This window comes from Gammaproteobacteria bacterium (ex Lamellibrachia satsuma) (assembly GCA_019623805.1).
In the GTDB taxonomy this organism is placed as follows: domain Bacteria; phylum Pseudomonadota; class Gammaproteobacteria; order Chromatiales; family Chromatiaceae; genus QGON01.
The window spans coordinates 2011628-2029295 of record CP053680.1 but is presented as its reverse complement, the minus strand read 5'-3'; the positions used below and the strand labels follow the sequence as shown (position 1 = coordinate 2029295).

General features: G+C 55.6%; 16 protein-coding genes. 6 read left to right on the top strand and 10 right to left on the bottom strand.

From position 1 onward, the window contains the following. Window positions 1-13: 13 nt before the first annotated feature. Together HPY30_08680 and HPY30_08675 are read right to left on the bottom strand one after the other, a co-directional pair. Complete coding sequence (locus tag HPY30_08680; protein QYZ67971.1) at window positions 14-3862, bottom strand: DUF3683 domain-containing protein; 3849 nt, start codon at window positions 3860-3862, stop codon at window positions 14-16. 236 nt (window positions 3863-4098) lie between these two features. Beyond that, window positions 4099-4422: a PilZ domain-containing protein gene (locus HPY30_08675; GenBank protein QYZ66055.1), complete on the bottom strand. Its 324-nt coding sequence runs from the start codon at window positions 4420-4422 to the stop codon at window positions 4099-4101. Between the two features lie 305 nt (window positions 4423-4727). Between HPY30_08675 and HPY30_08670 the strand changes: the two genes are divergently transcribed. Both HPY30_08670 and HPY30_08665 read left to right on the top strand, forming a co-directional pair. Then, on the top strand, window positions 4728-5198 hold the full coding sequence (locus tag HPY30_08670; GenBank protein ID QYZ66054.1) for a DUF4124 domain-containing protein: 471 nt from the start codon (window positions 4728-4730) through the stop codon (window positions 5196-5198). Further along, complete coding sequence (locus HPY30_08665; protein ID QYZ67970.1) at window positions 5198-6409, top strand: multifunctional CCA addition/repair protein; 1212 nt, start codon at window positions 5198-5200, stop codon at window positions 6407-6409. The genes HPY30_08670 and HPY30_08665 overlap by 1 nt, the downstream gene beginning before the upstream one ends. Window positions 6410-6498: 89 nt before the next feature. Here the strand turns inward: HPY30_08665 and HPY30_08660 are convergent, their stop codons facing one another. Then, a complete protein-coding gene (locus HPY30_08660; protein QYZ66053.1) occupies window positions 6499-7695 on the bottom strand; it encodes a TraB/GumN family protein in 1197 nt (398 codons plus the stop codon). A gap of 206 nt (window positions 7696-7901) precedes the next feature. Between HPY30_08660 and HPY30_08655 the strand changes: the two genes are divergently transcribed. From HPY30_08655 to HPY30_08645, 3 genes are all read left to right on the top strand, one after another. Continuing rightward, complete coding sequence (locus tag HPY30_08655; GenBank protein ID QYZ66052.1) at window positions 7902-8303, top strand: asparagine synthetase; 402 nt, start codon at window positions 7902-7904, stop codon at window positions 8301-8303. A gap of 204 nt (window positions 8304-8507) precedes the next feature. After that, on the top strand, window positions 8508-9542 hold the full coding sequence (locus HPY30_08650; protein QYZ66051.1) for an AI-2E family transporter: 1035 nt from the start codon (window positions 8508-8510) through the stop codon (window positions 9540-9542). 329 nt (window positions 9543-9871) lie between these two features. Then, the gene (locus tag HPY30_08645) at window positions 9872-10501 is read left to right on the top strand and encodes a PEP-CTERM sorting domain-containing protein (GenBank protein ID QYZ66050.1); all 630 of its coding nucleotides are present in this window, start codon (window positions 9872-9874) and stop codon (window positions 10499-10501) included. 920 nt (window positions 10502-11421) lie between these two features. Here HPY30_08645 and HPY30_08640 read toward each other — a convergent pair. The 3 genes from HPY30_08640 to HPY30_08630 form a co-directional block, all read right to left on the bottom strand. Then, on the bottom strand, window positions 11422-12051 hold the full coding sequence (locus HPY30_08640; protein ID QYZ66049.1) for a PEP-CTERM sorting domain-containing protein: 630 nt from the start codon (window positions 12049-12051) through the stop codon (window positions 11422-11424). A gap of 337 nt (window positions 12052-12388) precedes the next feature. Next, window positions 12389-13648, bottom strand: coding sequence for an HDOD domain-containing protein (locus tag HPY30_08635; protein ID QYZ66048.1), 1260 nt, complete (start codon window positions 13646-13648; stop codon window positions 12389-12391). 22 nt (window positions 13649-13670) lie between these two features. Continuing rightward, a complete protein-coding gene (locus tag HPY30_08630) occupies window positions 13671-14645 on the bottom strand; it encodes a dihydroorotate dehydrogenase (GenBank protein ID QYZ66047.1) in 975 nt (324 codons plus the stop codon). Window positions 14646-14682: 37 nt separating this feature from the next. Here HPY30_08630 and trmL point away from each other — a divergent pair, with 37 nt between their 5' ends. Beyond that, window positions 14683-15147 (top strand): tRNA (uridine(34)/cytosine(34)/5-carboxymethylaminomethyluridine(34)-2'-O)-methyltransferase TrmL, encoded by a 465-nt coding sequence (gene trmL / locus HPY30_08625; protein QYZ66046.1) that lies wholly within the window; start codon window positions 14683-14685, stop codon window positions 15145-15147. A gap of 69 nt (window positions 15148-15216) precedes the next feature. Here trmL and HPY30_08620 read toward each other — a convergent pair whose 3' ends face one another. The 4 genes from HPY30_08620 to HPY30_08605 form a co-directional block, all read right to left on the bottom strand. Next, entirely contained in the window at window positions 15217-16281 is a 1065-nt protein-coding gene (locus HPY30_08620; protein ID QYZ66045.1) for an NAD(P)-dependent glycerol-3-phosphate dehydrogenase, read from the bottom strand. Continuing rightward, window positions 16217-16696, bottom strand: a complete 480-nt coding sequence (secB, locus tag HPY30_08615) for a protein-export chaperone SecB (protein QYZ66044.1) — start codon at window positions 16694-16696, stop codon at window positions 16217-16219. The genes HPY30_08620 and secB overlap by 65 nt, the downstream gene beginning before the upstream one ends. Before the next feature lie 30 nt (window positions 16697-16726). Continuing rightward, on the bottom strand, window positions 16727-17146 hold the full coding sequence (locus HPY30_08610; protein QYZ67969.1) for a rhodanese-like domain-containing protein: 420 nt from the start codon (window positions 17144-17146) through the stop codon (window positions 16727-16729). A gap of 110 nt (window positions 17147-17256) precedes the next feature. Further along, entirely contained in the window at window positions 17257-17580 is a 324-nt protein-coding gene (locus tag HPY30_08605; protein ID QYZ67968.1) for a winged helix-turn-helix transcriptional regulator, read from the bottom strand. Between the last annotated feature and the right edge of the window lie 88 nt (window positions 17581-17668).

Here is a 17668-nt window from a genome sequence, read left to right as displayed (position 1 = left end):
AGGGCTGGGTAACCTATAACAGGATTCGTTCAATACCACCGCTTTGTATTGTGCGCTGAAAGTTGTCATACCATGAGTCACCTTGCAAGCGGCGCACGGTCTCTACCACGATATATTCAACATTGAGTCCGGTCTCGTCGCTATAGCGGCTGAGTCCCTGCTGGCAGGCGGGGCAGGCAGTCAGCATTTTTACGTTGCATCCCCCCCCTTTTGGCAGCAGTGATTTGCCTTTGTGCAACTCGGCAGATTTACGAAAGCGCAGTTGGGTTGCGATATCGGGCCGACTGGTCCCCAGTGTGCCGGCTTCGCCGCAACAGCGGTCTGAAAGCAGAACCTCCTTGCCGGTCAGTGCAGAGGCTACTGCCACCGGATTGTAGGTCTTCATCGGGCTGTGGCAGGGATCGTGATATAGATAGTTTGTCGGCTGATCTCCGGATAGCTTAACCCCTTTCTCCATAAGGTATTCATGGATGTCGAGCAGGCGGCAACCGGGAAATATTTTTTCAAACTGATACTGTAACAGCTGATCCATGCAGGTGCCGCAGGAGAGAATCACCGTCTTGATATCCATGTAGTTAAGGGTGTTGGCAATTCGATGGAACAGCACCCGGTTTTCGGTGGTGATGGCCTGTCCTTTATCGGTCAGGCCAGCGGCGTTTTGCGGATAACCGCAGCAGAGGTAACCCGGTGGCAGTACCGTTTGGGTGCCGAGTTCGTAGAGCATCGCCAGAGTGGCCATGCCGATCTCACTGTAGAGACGTTCTGAGCCGCAGCCGGGAAAGTAGAAGACAGCATCGCTCTCCTCAGTGACTTTTGCGGGGTCACTTAAGATTGGGACAGTGGTCTTGTCCTCCAGATTCAAGGCGGCACGCAGGGTCTGTGTCTGCAGTTTCACCCGGATGGGGCGGCTGACAAGTTCTACCGCCAGGGTGCGGGGTGAGGGTTTGCCGGTGGAGCTGACGGGCAGCCTGTCGGGCTTGCCCAGCAGGCCAAAGTTGCCTGCAAGCCGGTGTCCGAGACTGAGCCCCTTGAAACCCCAGTCAGCCATGCCTTTGCGCATCCAGCGGATGGTGCGAGGGTCGGAAATATTGAGAAAGGTCATCGCGGCCTGGGCACCGAGATTGCGTTTTTTCTGCCCCTTATCCACCAGTATCTTACGAATCCGGGTGGTGACATCACCGAAATCGATGTTGACCGGGCAGGGTTTCTCGCACTTGTGACAGACGGTACAGTGATCCGCAATGTCGTTCATCTCGCCGAGATGCTGCAGGGAGACGCCGCGCCGGGTCTGCTCCTCGTAGAGGAAGGCCTCGATGATCAGCCCTGTGCCGAGAATCTTGTTGCGGGGCGAGTAGAGCAGGTTGGCGCGTGGGATATGGGTCATGCAGACCGGCTTGCATTTGCCGCAGCGCAGGCAGTGCTTGATCTCATCGTTGAGGGCGCCGAGTTCACTTGCCTCCAGGATAATCGCTTCCTGCTCCAGCAGGCGCAGGGATGGCGTATAGGCATTTTCCAGGTTGGCGTCTGCAGCGAGCTTGCCCCGGTTGAACCAGCCTTGGGGGTCGACCTGTTTTTTATAGGCCGCAAAGGCATCGAGTTTGTCTGTTTCGAGATACTGCAGTTTGGTAAGGCCGATGCCGTGTTCGCCGGAGATGGCGCCGCCCAGCGAGGTGGCGAGTTCCATGATGCGGTCGACGATCCGGTCGGCCTGGTGCAGCATCTCATAGTCGTCGGAGTGAACGGGGATGTTGGTGTGCACGTTTCCGTCACCGGCGTGCATGTGCAGGGCAACGAACAGGCGGGTACCACGAATGTCTTGATGGATCTCCCGCAGCGCATGGCGCAACGGCCTCATATCCTGGCCGGTAAATATCTCATCGAGACGGCTGGCGATGTCCCGACGGTAGGAGATCAGCAGGTCGCGGCGTAACAACAGGTCGATGATCCGGTCATCTTCCCGGATATGCTCCTTTTCGTCGCCGCTGAGCAGCTGGGCATGCTCTGCTGCCGGAGCATCCAGTTGTGCCAGGATCAATTCCCAGCGCCCCCGTGCCTGTTTCACTGCCTGCTGTGCAAGGTCGATCTTGTCTTGCAGGATCTTGTGGCTCTCTGCGCTCGGTTCGTTTTCGTCGGTCATCAGCCGCTGACCACAATCGCCGGTCAGACACTCAAGCACTGCATCGGCGATGCGAATCTTATTGCCGACCGACTCTTCGATATTGATCCGCTCCACACCCCGGCTGTAGTCCGCCAGCTGATCCAGGGGGATCACCACGTCCTCGTTTATCTTGAACGCATTGGTGTGGGCTGAGATGGCGGCTGTACGTGCCCGGTCCACCCAGAAACTGCGACGGGCCTCAGGACTGACGGCAATGAAGCCCTCCGCGTCCCGGGCGTTGGCAAGCCGCACCACTTGCGAGGCAGCCGCTTCCACCGCTGTTTCGTCGTCACTGGCGATGTCTGCGAGTAGTACCATCTTGGGACGTTCCCTGCGGGGTGCCTTGGTGGAGTACTTGACTGCCTTGAGGTAACGCTCGTCGAGATGCTCCAGCCCAACCAGCAGCACATCGGGCTGTTGGTCGAGATAATCCTTGATCTCGACGATGGACGGCACCGCCCGGCCGATGTCGCTGCCGAAGAATTCGAGACAGAGGGTGCGCGCCTGCACCGGCATACGGTGCAGTATGAAACGGGCGGAAGTGATCAGGCCATCGCAGCCCTCTTTCTGTACCCCCGGCAGACCGGAGAGAAACTTGTCGGTGACATCCTTGCCGAGCCCCGCCTTGCGGAACGCGGAGCCAGGTATCTCCAGGATCTCAGGATCGGCGGTGAGAGGGTTGTGATCGGCGTCGAAACGGGAGATACGGAAGCGCACCCGCGCCTGCTCGTGGATCTTGCCCAGATTGTGGTCGAGGCGCTCGACCTCCAGCCACTCCCCGTCAGGTGTGACCATGCGCCAGCTGGCCAGATTGTCGAGGGTGGTGCCCCAGAGCACCGCCTTTTTGCCGCCGGCATTCATGGCGATATTGCCGCCGATGGTGGAGGCGTCCTGGGAGGTGGGATCGACGGCGAAGGCGAGGCTGTCCGCCTCCGCCAGCTCCGAGACCCGGCGCGTGACAACTCCGGCACCGCTGGCGATGGTGGGTACCTTGCCGTTTACACCGGGCAGTGAGAGGGTCTCTATGGCGCCCAGTTGCTCAAGTTTTTCGGTATTGATCACCGCGCAGTGAGGGTCGAGGGGCACTGCACTGCCAGTGTAACCGGTGCCTCCGCCACGGGGAATGAGGGTGAGGCCTGAGTTTATGCAGGCGCGCACGACAGGGGCGACTTCCTCCTCCGTATCGGGGGTGATGACCACAAAGGGGATCTCGACGCGCCAGTCGGTGGCGTCGGTGGCGTGAGCGACCCGTGCCAGGCCGCTGAAATCGATATTGTCCTTGCGGGTCAGGCCGATCAGGTTGCGTTGGGTCCTGCGGCGCAGTTCGATTTGCTGCTCGAACAGACTGGAGAAGGTGCTGACGGCACTGCGCGCGGCCTCTAGCAGCGTAAGCGCCTGAGCATTGTCATTGGCCCGCGATTCGAACTGATCGAGCCGGTGAGTCAATGCGTTTATCAATGCCCGGCGGCGTTCCGGGTTTTGCAGCAGGTCGTCCTGCAGATAGGGGTTGCGAGTGATAACCCACATATCCCCAAGCACCTCGAACAGCATACGGGCGGAGCGACCGGTGCGGCGAGAGCCTCGCAGTGCCTCGATAATGCGCCACATCTCCTCGCCGAGAAAACGGATAACGATCTCACGGTCTGAAAAGGAGGTGTAGTTGTAGGGGATCTCGCGAATACGCTGAACTGGCTGTTCGTTCATCAGGCTGCCGATTGGGGTAAAAACAGTTCTCGAAAGCATCAATCTCTTCGAGGGAGTGGCCTATTGTAGCCCAATTCAAAAGGGGGACGCAGTGAGGGTTCTCAAGCAGATTCAGAGGTTATTCAAAGATGAAAAAGGTAGCAAGTGAAACGACCGGAAAATTTCGTTGAGGGGCAGGGAATTCTGCCCCCTGAATGGAAAATCTTTGGGGGAGGGGGAGGGTTTGCCGTACTCGATCAGGGGAAGTCGGCGTGGACTTCGTGATCCTTGAGAATGCGTTCAATGTTGCAGGCGATATTGAAGTTGCCCTCATCCGACGGATAGCTTCTTATGACGCATGCTTCGGCGGATAGCGGCGGCGTGATAGTCTTTCCCGGCATGATCTCCACTGCAAGCTGGGTGCCTGGCTCGAGTGATTGCTCAGACTCCAGCAGTATGCCGGTGCTGCTCAGATTCTTGACCACTGCAGCGGAGACATTTTTCCCTCCAACGATGCGGAAACGGGCCGGGCATTCGATGTTCATCCGCAAAAAGTCACGCTTTTCGGCATAGTCATTCATCCGCTCTACTCCTTATGTCTGTGACGACCGATTTGGGAAAATTGCAATTCGACAATTTTCCGACATTTCCGATTGAGAATAAATGTAGCAGCCTTTACAGATAACGAAAGTGCTTTTTCTGCCCGGAGAGGGTTTTTGTTCCTGGGTTTTTGTTACAGAGTCTCTTTCTGCTGACAGCGTCTTCAAGCGGAATCGCTCTGAACGGGGTAAACTTAAGACGTCTGTCCCCGAAACAGACGTAGGCCCGATCAAGCTTGCGGATCGGGCAATCAGCTAACCGTTTTGCACAGAATTTTGCAAGGGCCATGGTCATGATCAAACACTTACTGTTTTGTTTGCTGTTGTTGCCGGTTTTCTCGGTGGCATATGCGGAAACCGTCTATCGTTCGGTGGATGAGTCGGGGCAGGTGACCTATTCCGACGCGCCGGGAAAGGGTCGGTCGGATATGGTAAAGATGCCGTCCGGGCCATCCGAGGAAGCAAAGCGGGAGACCCAGGCTCGGGAGAAAGAGATCAGAGATGCCGCCAACAAGGCCGGGCGTCAACGGCAGTCAGGAGATCAGCAGCGTGCCGTCAATATCAGTGAAGCCGAACGGAATTTGCAGGCGGCGGAGGCCAGGTTGGGCGATGCTAAGATCCTGCGGGATGAGGATCGTCAATCCACGGCTGGCGGGGGTCGTCGTATCCGCCCCGAGTATTTCGAACGCATCAAGCAGGAAGAGGCAGCCGTTGAGGCGGCACGGAAAACACTGCAACAGGCACGAAACGGACGTTGATGGAGGTCTACCTTGTCGGCGGCGCCCTGCGTGACAGACTGCTCGGACTGCCGGTGGTTGAGCGGGACTATGTGGTAGTGGGTGCCACCCCGCAGATGATGCTGGAATGGGGCTTCAAACAGGTGGGCAAGGATTTCCCCGTTTTTCTCCATCCTCAGACCAGTGAAGAGTATGCGCTGGCCCGTACCCTGCGAAATCCTGTTTCAGGTAGCCGTTTTCCTGAACCTCACGCCGCCCCGGATGTCACCTTGAAAGAGGATCTGGCGCGTCGTGATCTCACCATCAATGCGATAGCCGAGAGTGAAACGGGGGAGATTTTCGACCCTTTTCAGGGGCGCCGTGATCTGCGGGCAAAGTGCTTGCGGCATGTCTCCCCGGCTTTCAGTGAAGACCCGGTCCGGGTCTTGCGGGTCGCCCGTTTCATGGCGAAATACTGTGGTCTCGGATTTCAGATCGCCCCTGAGACGTTGTCTCTGATGCGGGAGATCAGCGCGGCCGGCTCCCTTGAAACAGTGGCGCCGGAACGGGTTTGGCAGGAGTTGGAGAAAGCATTGCTGCTGCCGAATCCCAACCTTTTTATTGAAACCCTGCGGCAATGTGGTGCCCTTGCCGCGTTATTCCCTGAGCTCGATTGCCTCTGGGGTGTGCCGCAGCCGCCCAAATGGCATCCTGAGATCGATACCGGTCTGCATACGCTGATGGCCCTGGTGATGGCGGCCCGTCTGTCCGATGATCCCCTGGTGCGTTTTGCCGCGCTGACCCACGATCTGGGGAAAGGGAACACATCGGCGGAGATTCTGCCCAGCCATCACGGGCATGAAGGGCGCGGCGCGCGAATCATCCGGTTATTGTGTGAGCGGCTCAGAGTGCCGACTCACTACCGTCTTCTTGCTGAGCGTTGTGCAACCTACCATGGCCACATCCACCGCCTGGATGATTTGAGACCGGGTACAGTATTGAAGGTGCTGGAGGGACTGGACGCCTTTCGCCAGCCGGAGAACGTTGCGCGTTTTCTGCTGGTCTGCGAGGCGGATTATCGTGGACGAGGAGGGTTTGAGGAGCGGTCCTATCCCCAGGCGTCGCGTTTCAACGATCTGTTTCAGGCAGCGACACAGATTGATAAAGAGGAATTGAAGCGAATGAAACCGGGCAAGGCGGTGGGTGACGCGATCCGGGTATTGCGGCTGGAGGCGATCAAGGCTGTGATGTGACGCGTAGCCGGTAGGGTGCGCAGTGCGCACCAGAATGAGCAGATACAGCAATCATGGTGCGCGCGGCGCACCCTACGTTTTACGCAGTCCTAACCCGCCAACCGTTCAAATATCCGAAATCCCGCCAGATAGGTGCCGACTGCCGACCCCAGTGTGCTCAGGAAAAAGACCAGCAGAATGCGGGAGACCCGGTTGCGCCACCAGCCTTTGAGAGAAGTGGTATCGTTGCGCAGCGCGCCAAAATCGGCCACCGTGGGTTTGCGCAGAAAGATCTCCATGCCGGCGGTAACCATGCCTGCGCCGATGGTGGGGTTGAGAGAGGTGATCGGGGCTGCCAGAAATGCGGTGATCACCGTTATGGGGTGGGCAGCGGCCAATAGTGCGCCAAGGGCTGAGAGGCCGCCGTTGATGAGTACCCAGTCCATCACCAGCTGCCAGCCGAGTTCCGGACTGCGCATGAAGCCGATCAAAAAACCCACCATCACCAGGGCGACGATTGCCCAGGGGATCAGTTTTGGCCAGCGGCTTGGTTTGGGAATCCGTTCGAGGTTTTCGATGATCTTTTTTGGGGGATCCTGCTCTGTCTCCAAATATCCGGCGATGCCCTGCATGTGTCCTGCGCCGATGACCACCAGCAGGTTTTCATGTCCTGCCTGTTCGATCTCCTCACGTAGCCGGGCCGACATATAGCGATCCCGTTCGTCGATGAGTGGGAGGTAGAGGTCCTGCCGGTCTTCAGCAAACTCCGCGAAGGTGGTCTCCAGCATGTCGCCCTCTTTGAGACGTTCGATCTCGGCCTCATCCACCTCCTCTTTGGAGACGATAGTGGCGAGCAGCCCAGCGAAGAGGCCGAAGCGTTTCCACCAGGCCAGATTACGGGAGACCCGCTTCAGGGTGACGCCGATCTCCCGGTCGATGAGCAATAGTGGCAGGTTTGCCTCGCGGGCAATGCGGATCGCTTCACGCTGTTCTGCGCCGGGTTCTATGCCGAACTGGTCAGCCAGCCGTTGTTGATAGGCACCAAGGGCCAGGCTTGCCATCACCAGGGGTACCCGTCCCTCGCGCACGACTTTGAAGAGGTCCATCTTCGCAAGGGCGTCGGGGTTTAGCAGGGCGTTATAGCGACTGGGGCAGAGTTCCACTGCGACGGCATTGTACTCTCCGCTCTTGAGCAGCTCCGTTACCTTCTCTGCACTGGCGCGTGATACGTGCGCGGTGCCCAGCAGGGTAATCCGGCTGCCATCCAGCTCGATATCAATCTGTGGTTCCTGTTGCCCTGCAGTCATCTCTGTTTGCCAGGTGATTTCTGAAAGCGGCATCATACCAGTGATAAGGAGAATGCACAGGGTATCGCAGGGCCGTGGTTGGTGGTTTTTCGATCAAAATATGTCCAGGCGCGGATATCAATCGCCTGACGAATATGTAGTTGCTATGAGATGAATCGGGTAGTCTTATCTGACATCGCCGGAATCAGAGAGAAGCGGGGGTTGGAATGTTAAAAAGAGTGATTCAGCTGAGCTTGATATTACTGCTGGTGTTGGGCGGATGTAAGACCATGGATGAACACAAGCAGGTATCGGCGTTGGAGGATACGCTACGCCGGTATGAAGGTGCTATTCGCTGGGGCAGTGTGGACAGTGCCCAGGGTTTCCGCGCCCTAGATGCTGCAGGTGATCCACCCCCGCCGGTCAGCGCTGATCTGAGGGTTACGAGTTACGAGGTGGTTCAGGGGCCGACAATGCTCGATGAGACGACTGCGGTACAGATTGCCGATATTCAATACACTTTTGATGAGCGTCCAGTGGTCAGAACGATCGTCGATCAGCAGGTCTGGAAGTACGATGAATCGAAAAAACTCTGGCAGTTGCAGACTCCTGTGCCTCTATTTAAATAGTGTTTGACCGGAAATACCTTTTTTACCACGAAGTACACGAAGATATTTTATTGTTAATCAATCCTTTACCTTCGCGCTCTTCGTGTTCTTTGCGGTTAACTATGGATTTTCAGGCGGACACTAAGTAGCTCAAGTTGATGTGACGACCAAGGGTGCGAACCTGCGCACAATATGCGGTTAGAGTGGCTGAGTAGAGGAACACCAATGCAAGGAAATTCGCAATTATCTCCAACCTCACGCTTTCTGCTGCTGGCCGCCGCCTTTGTGGTGCTGGTAGCGGGAATGAAAGCCGCAGTTTCGCTGCTGGTGCCCTTTCTGCTGGCGCTCTTTATCTCCGTGATAGCCGCACCGCCCCTGTTTCTCCTCAAGCAGAGAGGCATTCCAACCGCACTGGCGTTGTTGATCGTGATCTTGGGCATTGTCGGCACAGGCTTGCTGTTGGGCTGGCTTGTGGGAGGTTCGCTGAACGACTTCATCAATAACCTGCCGAAATACCAGGAGCGGCTGGCGGCTCAAAGCCAAAGCTTTCTGGTCTGGATGGGTGAACAGGGTGTGGAGGTTGATGAGCGTACGCTGACTACCTATTTTGATACAGGAAAGGCCATGGCGATGGCCGGAAAAGTCCTGAGCAGTCTGGGTAATGTACTGACCGAAGCGCTTTTCATCCTTATCACGGTCATTTTTATCCTGGTCGAAGCTGCAGGATTCCGCCGCAAACTACATCTATTTATCAAAGACCCTGAAGTTGCGCTGAGCCATATCGAAAAGATTACTTCGGATATCAAGCGCTACATGTCGATCAAGACTTCAACCAGCCTGCTGACCGGCGTGATCATTGCTGTCTGGCTGCAGGTGTTGGGTGTGGATTATCCGATCCTTTGGGGAACCGTGGCTTTCCTCTTTAACTATATACCCAATATCGGCTCTATCATTGCAGCGATACCTGTGGTGTTGCTTGCCTTGATCCAGCTGGGTGTAGGGGCTGCACTCTGGGTCGCAGTTGGCTACCTGGTGGTCAACAATCTGGTTGGCAATGTGATCGAGCCCCGTTTCATGGGGCGTGGTCTGGGACTCTCCCCGCTGATCGTATTCCTCTCTCTGGTATTCTGGGGCTGGATCCTGGGTCCGGTGGGCATGTTCCTGTCGGTACCCCTGACCATGATCGTGAAGATCATTCTTAGTAGCAGCGATGAGACAAGGGTCGTTGCCGATTTCCTGGGGCCTGAACCGGAAAAATAGGGGTTGGACTTGCAAGGGGTGCTCCCAGAGCATACCCGGCAATGCCAGGCTTGTCGGAATTTTTTACAGTCCGTAATGGGTTTTTTACATTTTGAAGAGGAATATTATTTGTATTTTTAGGGCGGTTTTAAAAAACTTAATAAATACACTGGGTTAATGCTGGTTTTTCAGGAGTGTCAATAAATGTCACATGTCGGATAATTTTACAAAGAGTTGACGTTTGGTCTTCTGAGAAATTGTTTTCTATATGTAAATCATAGGCTTATATAAATTGGCACGTTGGGTGCATCTGTTTAGGCAAATTACGAATTTTCTCAACGGAGAGACACATGAACATTAAAAATATCATTACAGGCGTCATCTGCAGCACTGCGCTGATTGCCGGTTCCGCATCAGCGGCGCTCTACGAATTCAACCATGGTGAGCTGAGCACCTGGACAATCATCGATAACGATAGCGATCTGAATACCGATCCCAACGTTTGGATCTCCACCGGAGTCAACGCACAGGGCGAGTTTAACGCTTTTTGGGAAGAGGCTGCTGGCGGCGGACTGGCGATGGCTGACGAGTACTCCGTTGCCTACTTCGGTGCCGATGGCGGCAGCTTTGACCTGAGCGGTTTCGACGGTATCACGCTGAACTTTGAAAACAGCTCTGACATGACAGCGCATGGCGTTGACTTCAGCCTGTGGGTTCGCGATCAGGACGGCAACATCACTGAGAGTGCCTCCATTTCCGTAGGAAAAAATGACACCGAGTCCAACTCTTTGTCCTTCGCCAGCATTGCAGGTTTCGATGCTGCCAATATCCTGGGCATGGGTTTCAGCGTTGGTTACGACTTCAGCGATGACAATCGTATCCCCGGCCAGATCCACGGCATCGTGCCTGAGCCTGCCGCTCTCGCCCTGATGGGCCTGGGCCTGCTGGGTCTTGGTGCTACCCGTCGCCGTAAGAGCTAAGCAATAGCCACTTCGCTTCTAGCGATCTGAACAAACCCCGCTTCGGCGGGGTTTGTTTTGCCTGGAAGAAAAATTGAGGCGCGCGGTTTCGCCTCTGAGATGCAAGGACTGGAGAGAAACCAGCTTATTATCTTAGTGTTTTTTTGTTGGGAAATGCGAAACTAAAGCAAGCCTGATCAAGCCTACAGATCGCAGCACTTGGAAGGCAATGCAGAAAAGCTTTACCAAACCTCTAGATGCTGAACAGTGTCAGGACCAATAAATTTGGATGGTGGTTCGCCTGAAAGCTGCCTCTCCCGAGATAAACCCGGATGTTTATCGCTCAGCCAATGCTTCAGCGGCATAACAAAACCCTGCTTGTCACAACTGTCAATGTCGCCTTGCGCCAGCCCATTCAACGGCCGTTTCAACAGAGACGCTTTCACACCCTGTCCCAAATTTTGAATTCGGTCGGCAATCTGTTAGCAAACTCCACCAGATGGTGATCGCGAAAGTGGGCTTCTCACCTCAAGGCTGTCGACCATCGAATCACTCTCGACCTTCACCAGATACCTCCTGGTAAAAAGACTTCCTGACGGGTGGCCATTCTCAAGACCCAGAAGTCATCCAGTACCTTGGCATTGAGCGGTTTTCGATTTCCTAAGACACAATATGGCCTCTAATCCTAACTTCTGTAGCGGATCATGCCATCGTGTAGGGCAACAAATCGAGCTACTGCTCCGCTAGCATGAGCCTGTCACTTTGCTCACAGGCGAAGGAATTGTTTACTGCTAGCCGTTGGTAGAGAAGAGAATGTCGGCCAGATTGAGAGGGGGCGATTGAGGAGGGTCGGTGACCCATACGACAATTTTTCTTCCAGGCAAAACAAACCCCGCCGAAGCGGGGTTTGTTCAGATCGCTAGAAGCGAAGTGGCTATTGCTTAGCTCTTACGGCGACGGGTAGCACCAAGACCCAGCAGGCCCAGGCCCATCAGGGCGAGAGCGGCAGGCTCAGGCACGATGCCGTGGATCTGGCCGGGGATACGATTGTCATCGCTGAAGTCGTAACCAACGCTGAAACCCATGCCCAGGATATTGGCAGCATCGAAACCTGCAATGCTGGCGAAGGACAAAGAGTTGGACTCGGTGTCATTTTTTCCTACGGAAATGGAGGCACTCTCAGTGATGTTGCCGTCCTGATCGCGAACCCACAGGCTGAAGTCAACGCCATGCGCTGTCATGTCAGAGCTGTTTTCAAAGTTCAGCGTGATACCGTCGAAACCGCTCAGGTCAAAGCTGCCGCCATCGGCACCGAAGTAGGCAACGGAGTACTCGTCAGCCATCGCCAGTCCGCCGCCAGCAGCCTCTTCCCAAAAAGCGTTAAACTCGCCCTGTGCGTTGACTCCGGTGGAGATCCAAACGTTGGGATCGGTATTCAGATCGCTATCGTTATCGATGATTGTCCAGGTGCTCAGCTCACCATGGTTGAATTCGTAGAGCGCCGCTGATGCGGAACCGGCAATCAGCGCAGTGCTGCAGATGACGCCTGTAATGATGTTTTTAATGTTCATCTATAATCTCGCTTTATTTATTTTTGAGTAGTCACAAAAGGTTGCAAACGGTTAGATGCAGTTCCCGTGCCAGACTTTCTAACGCATTGTTTTCCAATAAAATTAAAGAATATTGTGAGTTTTTATTACAATTGACTGTAAAAAGACCCGACAGAACAGCACATTAACTCTATCCACCTGATGTTGCCCTATCTTATTGTTAATTAAGTGATTTATGCTGTTGATAGGCAGGCTGCTCTGGCGCAGTAACTATTTCTGTGAACCAGTTCCGTAACAGGGTGTTAAAAATTCCGACAGATAGAAAAATTCGGATCAGTTTTACTGATGCTGATGGGAATCAACTGTTAAGTAGCGCCTGAGCGCCGGCAATCTGGTCGGCGGCATTTTCCAGAATCTGGATGCTCAGTTCGGGGGTGAGATCGCCGATATCGAGTTTTTGAAATGCAGGTACCCTGTCGAGTGTCGGCAGGGTTTTCATTTCCGGGGTGCCAATGTAACTATGGAGTTGCGCCACAATCACCAGATCGGTGTAGTCAGCTTCTTCAGGGTGCTCTCTGGTCCACTCCTCCGCCTCTCGGGTAACGACAACCAGATCCTCAAGGAAACCCCATGCGGTCAGGATGTGGCATCCGATCACTCCGCGCATATCCTTCATCACCTGTTCCAGCTGCTGCCCGTTGTTGGCGATTTCGGGAAAATTCTCTGCATAACTCAGGATGGCCACTTCACCTATGTCGTGCAGAAGTCCCGCCAGCAATGCGTGTTCCGGATTGAAGCGTTGTGAAAGTTTGGCCAGTACGAAGCAGATGCCAGCCACCTGCGTACTGTGTTTCCATAGTTTACGCATCTCGTCCTGCAGCACTCTGGAGTGTGCTTTGAAGAGTTCGCGCAGGGCAAAGGTGAGAACCAGCTTGTGCGTGGTGGTGTTTCCCAGACGGATGATGGCGGCAGTACAGCTGGCGGAGGGCGACAGGCCGGCATAGAGTGCACTGTTCGCTGCGCGGATCAGTTTTGTGGTGATAACCGGATCGGACTGGATTATCCTGGCCAGGTGCTCGGCGTCGGTATCCTCGTCTTCGATGGCGCGCCCGACTTTGATGGCAACATCGGGCAGACTGGGAAGGATCAACCGGTCGTTTTGCAGATCCGCCAGCAATGCCTGGGAGAGACGGTTTTCTGTTTCGCCTTTTTCGTATTGGCCGTTGATTGAGGCGAGCTCTACACTTGCCAGGGTTTCAAGGCTGTCATTGGTCAAGCCGTCCAGGAGACGGTTGTCGATGAGAAAATATACAATAGGTGTAACTACCGTGACATCGTATTGTCTGGGAATCAGATGAGCGATCGGGTTCATCGCCTGAACTGAACCGGCTTCAATCTCAGAGGCGTGGCCATCGGCAGTTTCCAGTTTTACCCGGCCTTTTAGCAGATAGAGGCTGAAGGCGTCCCTGGACCCCATCGAAAGGAGTTTCTTGCCACGGATCTCCGTTCGCAGATGGAGCGCATGGGAGAGCAGCTTCAGCTGATCTTCACTTAGCCCCTCCAAGGGGTGGAGCTTGCCGAGAATTTCGGCTGGCGGATGTTGGCCGGTTACTGCCATGGCATCGTGTCGGCGGTTAAGCTCAGCAGCCGCACTTGGGTGCCGGTTGCTGGTGGAGTTGCAGGGTTCCGACCAGCCGGTCCACAGAGGGCAGTTCGTGCCGATTTAGATACGCCTCGATGCCGTTATTGATCTTGCTGCAGATCAGCGGATCGTAGAAGAGCGCTGTACCTATACCTATGGCGCTGGCCCCGGCGATGATGAATTCAATGGCATCTTCCGGCGTGGTGATACCGCCCTGTCCGATTATCGGGATATTGTGATCCCGGCAAACCTGATAGACCTGGTGAACCTTGAGCAGGGCAACCGGTTTGATGGCAGGGCCGGAGAGTCCACCCTGATTGTTGCCAATGACCGGTGTGCGGCTTTCGATGTCGATGGCCATGCCCATCAGGGTGTTGATCACCGAGAAGGCGTCGCTGCCGGCCTCGATGCAGCCCTTTGCGTTGCCGGCGATGTCGGTCTGATTGGGTGAGAGCTTGGTGATCAGTGGTTTGTTGGTGGCCTTGCGGCAGGCCTCCACGACCCGGGCTGACATGGCGGGATCGTTGCCGAAGGCGACGCCGCCCTCCTTTACGTTGGGGCAGGAGATGTTGATCTCCATGGCGTCTATGGGGGAGTCATCGAAGCGCCGCGTGACCTCGTGATACTCCTCCACCGAAGAGCCTGAGACATTGGCGATGAAGCGGGTTTCGCTGAAATCGAGGCTGGGCAGGATCTCATTCACCACCTTGTCCACCCCGGGATTTTGCAGGCCGATGGCGTTGAGCATACCTGCAGGCGTCTCGTAGACCCGGTGAGGCCGGTTGCCGAGGCGGGGCTCCAGGGTCGTCCCCTTGAGGCAGACTGCACCAGCGTCGCGGTTGCTAAAACCTTTGACTCGCGTGTACTCTTCGCCAAAACCGACACAGCCGGAGAGCAGCACGATTGGGGTGCTGAAGGGCATGCCGCAGAATTCTATCGCCAGGGGGGATGGGTCAGTTTGGGTCATCGTCACTTGCATCTGTTTCTAACTTGAGGTCACACGGAGCAGAATGTTCCACATTGTTCTATACGAACCGGAGATTCCACCAAATACCGGTAATATCATACGCCTCTGTGCAAATAGCGGTAGCCATTTGCACCTGATCCACCCGCTGGGTTTCGAACTCGACGACAAGCGCCTGCGCCGGGCCGGACTCGATTACCATGAATGGGCGGAGTTGCAGGAACACGCCTCGCTGCAGGCCTTCCTGCAGAAGGTTGCTCCAAGCCGTCTTTTTGCCTGTACAACCAAGGGTAGGCGTGCCTACGCCGATGTAGGGTTTGCACCGGGCGATGCCCTGCTCTTTGGGCCGGAAAGCCGAGGCCTGCCTCAGCCACTGCTGGATGAACTGGACGATTCAAACCTGTTGCGTATTCCGATGCAACCGCAAAATCGCAGTCTCAATCTCTCCAACGCCGTTGCCATTATTCTCTACGAGGCTTGGCGGCAGCAGGATTTTGTGGGTGCTGTTTAGTTATTCAGAGGATCTTGGTAGGGCGCACCCTACGCTCTAACCTTTACCGCGTTTTCAGGAGCGAACGGGCTAGTCCTCAGCCCTCTGTCGTCGATCGAGCAGGCTGTGAACCGCCTCCTTCGGCGGCAAGCCTTCATAGAGCACCTTGTAGACCTGCTCCGAGATCGGCATTTCAACGTCCATCTTGCGGGCAAGCTGGTAGACCTCGGAGGCGGTCTGTACACCCTCCACTTCCTGGCCGATCTCCTCTTTTGCCTGCGCGATTGTCAGGCCACGGGCGAGGGCAAGCCCCATGCGCCGATTGCGCGATTGGTTATCGGTGCAGGTGAGTACCAGGTCGCCGAGGCCAGCCAGTCCCATGAAGGTTTCCGTCTTGCCCCCGAGGGACTGGCCAAGCCGCATGACCTCTGCGAGACCACGGGTAATCAACGCGGCACGGGTGTTGGCGCCGAAACCGAGGCCGTCGGCAATGCCGGCGGCAATGGCCAATACATTCTTGCTGGCGCCGCCGACCTGTACGCCGGTGATGTCGTGACTGGTGTAGGCGCGAAACCAGGGTGCGTGCAGATAGGCGGCGACTCTCTCTGCGTGGGCGCTGGATTCCGAAGCGACGGTGACTGCTGTGGGCAGGCCGCGAGCGACTTCGCCGGCAAAGGTGGGGCCAGAGATGACCGCAAGTTCCGGACGTTGCAGGATGTCGGTGGCGACATCGGAGAGCAGACGCTGGGTGCCGGGCTCGAATCCCTTGGTTGCCCAGGAGACGCCGACGTCAGGCGCCAGCAGTGGTGCAATGGTCTGTACAACAGTACTAAAGGCATGGCTTGGCACAGCCACCAGCACTTCTGATACTCCGGACAGCGTCTTGTCGAGATCGGTTTCCGGTCTCAGAGATTCCGGAAATGGAATGTCGGGCAGAAACTGTTGGTTCTGGCGATCCTGCTGCAGGCGTTCGATCTCCTCGGGGATGTGTCCCCAGAGTCGCACATCGTACTGATTGTGGCTGAGCAGAATAGCCAGGGCTGTGCCCCAGGATCCAGCTCCCAGTACGGCGATGGCGATGTCAGATGGCTTAATGGGTCTGACCACTGTCGTTTTCCGCCACTTTTTTCGCCAGTTCCTGCTGGTGCTGGGCATAGAGGGCATCAAAATTGACAGGCTGCAGTATCATCTGCGGGAAACTGCCCTTGGTAACCATGTCGGAGATCGCTTCACGCACATAGGGGAAGAGCAGATTGGGGCAGTAAGAGCCGACAACCGCGCCCATCTCCTGATCCGAAAAGCCGCTGATGGAGAAGATGCCCGCTTGTTGCACTTCCGTGAGATAGGCTGTCTGCTCGCCGACCTTGGTGGTTACGGTAACATTGAGAACGACTTCATAGACGTTCTCGCTCAAGGTGTTGACCTCGGTATTCATGTTGACGTTGGTCTCGGGTTTCCACTCCTGCTGGAAGACAGACGGAGAGTTCGGAGTTTCAAAAGAGACGTCTTTCAGATAGATGCGTTGTATAGAGAGCTCTCGGTTCGGCTGCTCTTGTTTCGCTTCGGACATGGTGCTGATTCCTTCGTATTCGTGAATAAATTATTTTTTGCGCGTTACCGGCAGGTTGGCGCTTTGCCACGCCAGGATGCCGCCGCGCAGATTAAAAGCCTGTTCAAATCCCGCTTTGCGCAGTGTTTGGCACGCGCCTGCGGATTGGGCGCCGGAGCGGCAGCTGACGATGATCGGCTGGTTCTTGTGTTTTTCCAGAGAACCGAGTTGGTTGGCAAAACCGTTCATGGGAATGTTGATGGCGTTGATGATATGGCCTTTGTGGAAATCGGCGGAGGGACGAACGTCAAGCACCACAGCATCCTGATGGTTGATCATTACAGTGGCGCCGGTCGGATCAACGGCGCCCTTGTTGCCCTGCAGCAGGTTATGGACCAGTAGCCCGCCAACCGCCAACAGTGCCAGCACCAGGATCAGGTGGTTGGTGGAGAACTCGATGAGTTGTTGCAGCATTCAGGGGCCTCTAATAAACCAGAAAGAGTTTGGAAAGTGGGGAAGTGTATAACAGGAACAAGCTCCGGGGTAACCCGGAGCTGAAAAACTGCGTATGGCGAGAAGAATCAGGCGTGAGTGCAGAAGACTTCGCGCATCATGCCGATCAGCCGCAAAGTGCGAAAATCACTGACCCGGTAGTAGACCCGGTTGGCATCTTTTCGTGAGGCGAGAATGCCTTTGTCGCGCAGGATGGCAAGATGCTGCGAGATATTGCTCTGGGACGTGCCGACCTGATCGACGATCTCCTGGACGCTTATCTCCTGATCACCCAGGGTACAGAGGATCTTCAGTCGCAACGGATGGGACATGGCCTTCAGAGAGCGGGAGGCACGGTCGATGTCGTCGTCAGTGGCAAACAGGGTATCGAATTCGGCCGTCTCGGCATTCAGTACGGGTTTGTTGGGTTTACCGAATTTGTGTTCCATGGAAATAACCTTATTAATAACTAATACAATAATACGCTGTTTTAATAGGGCT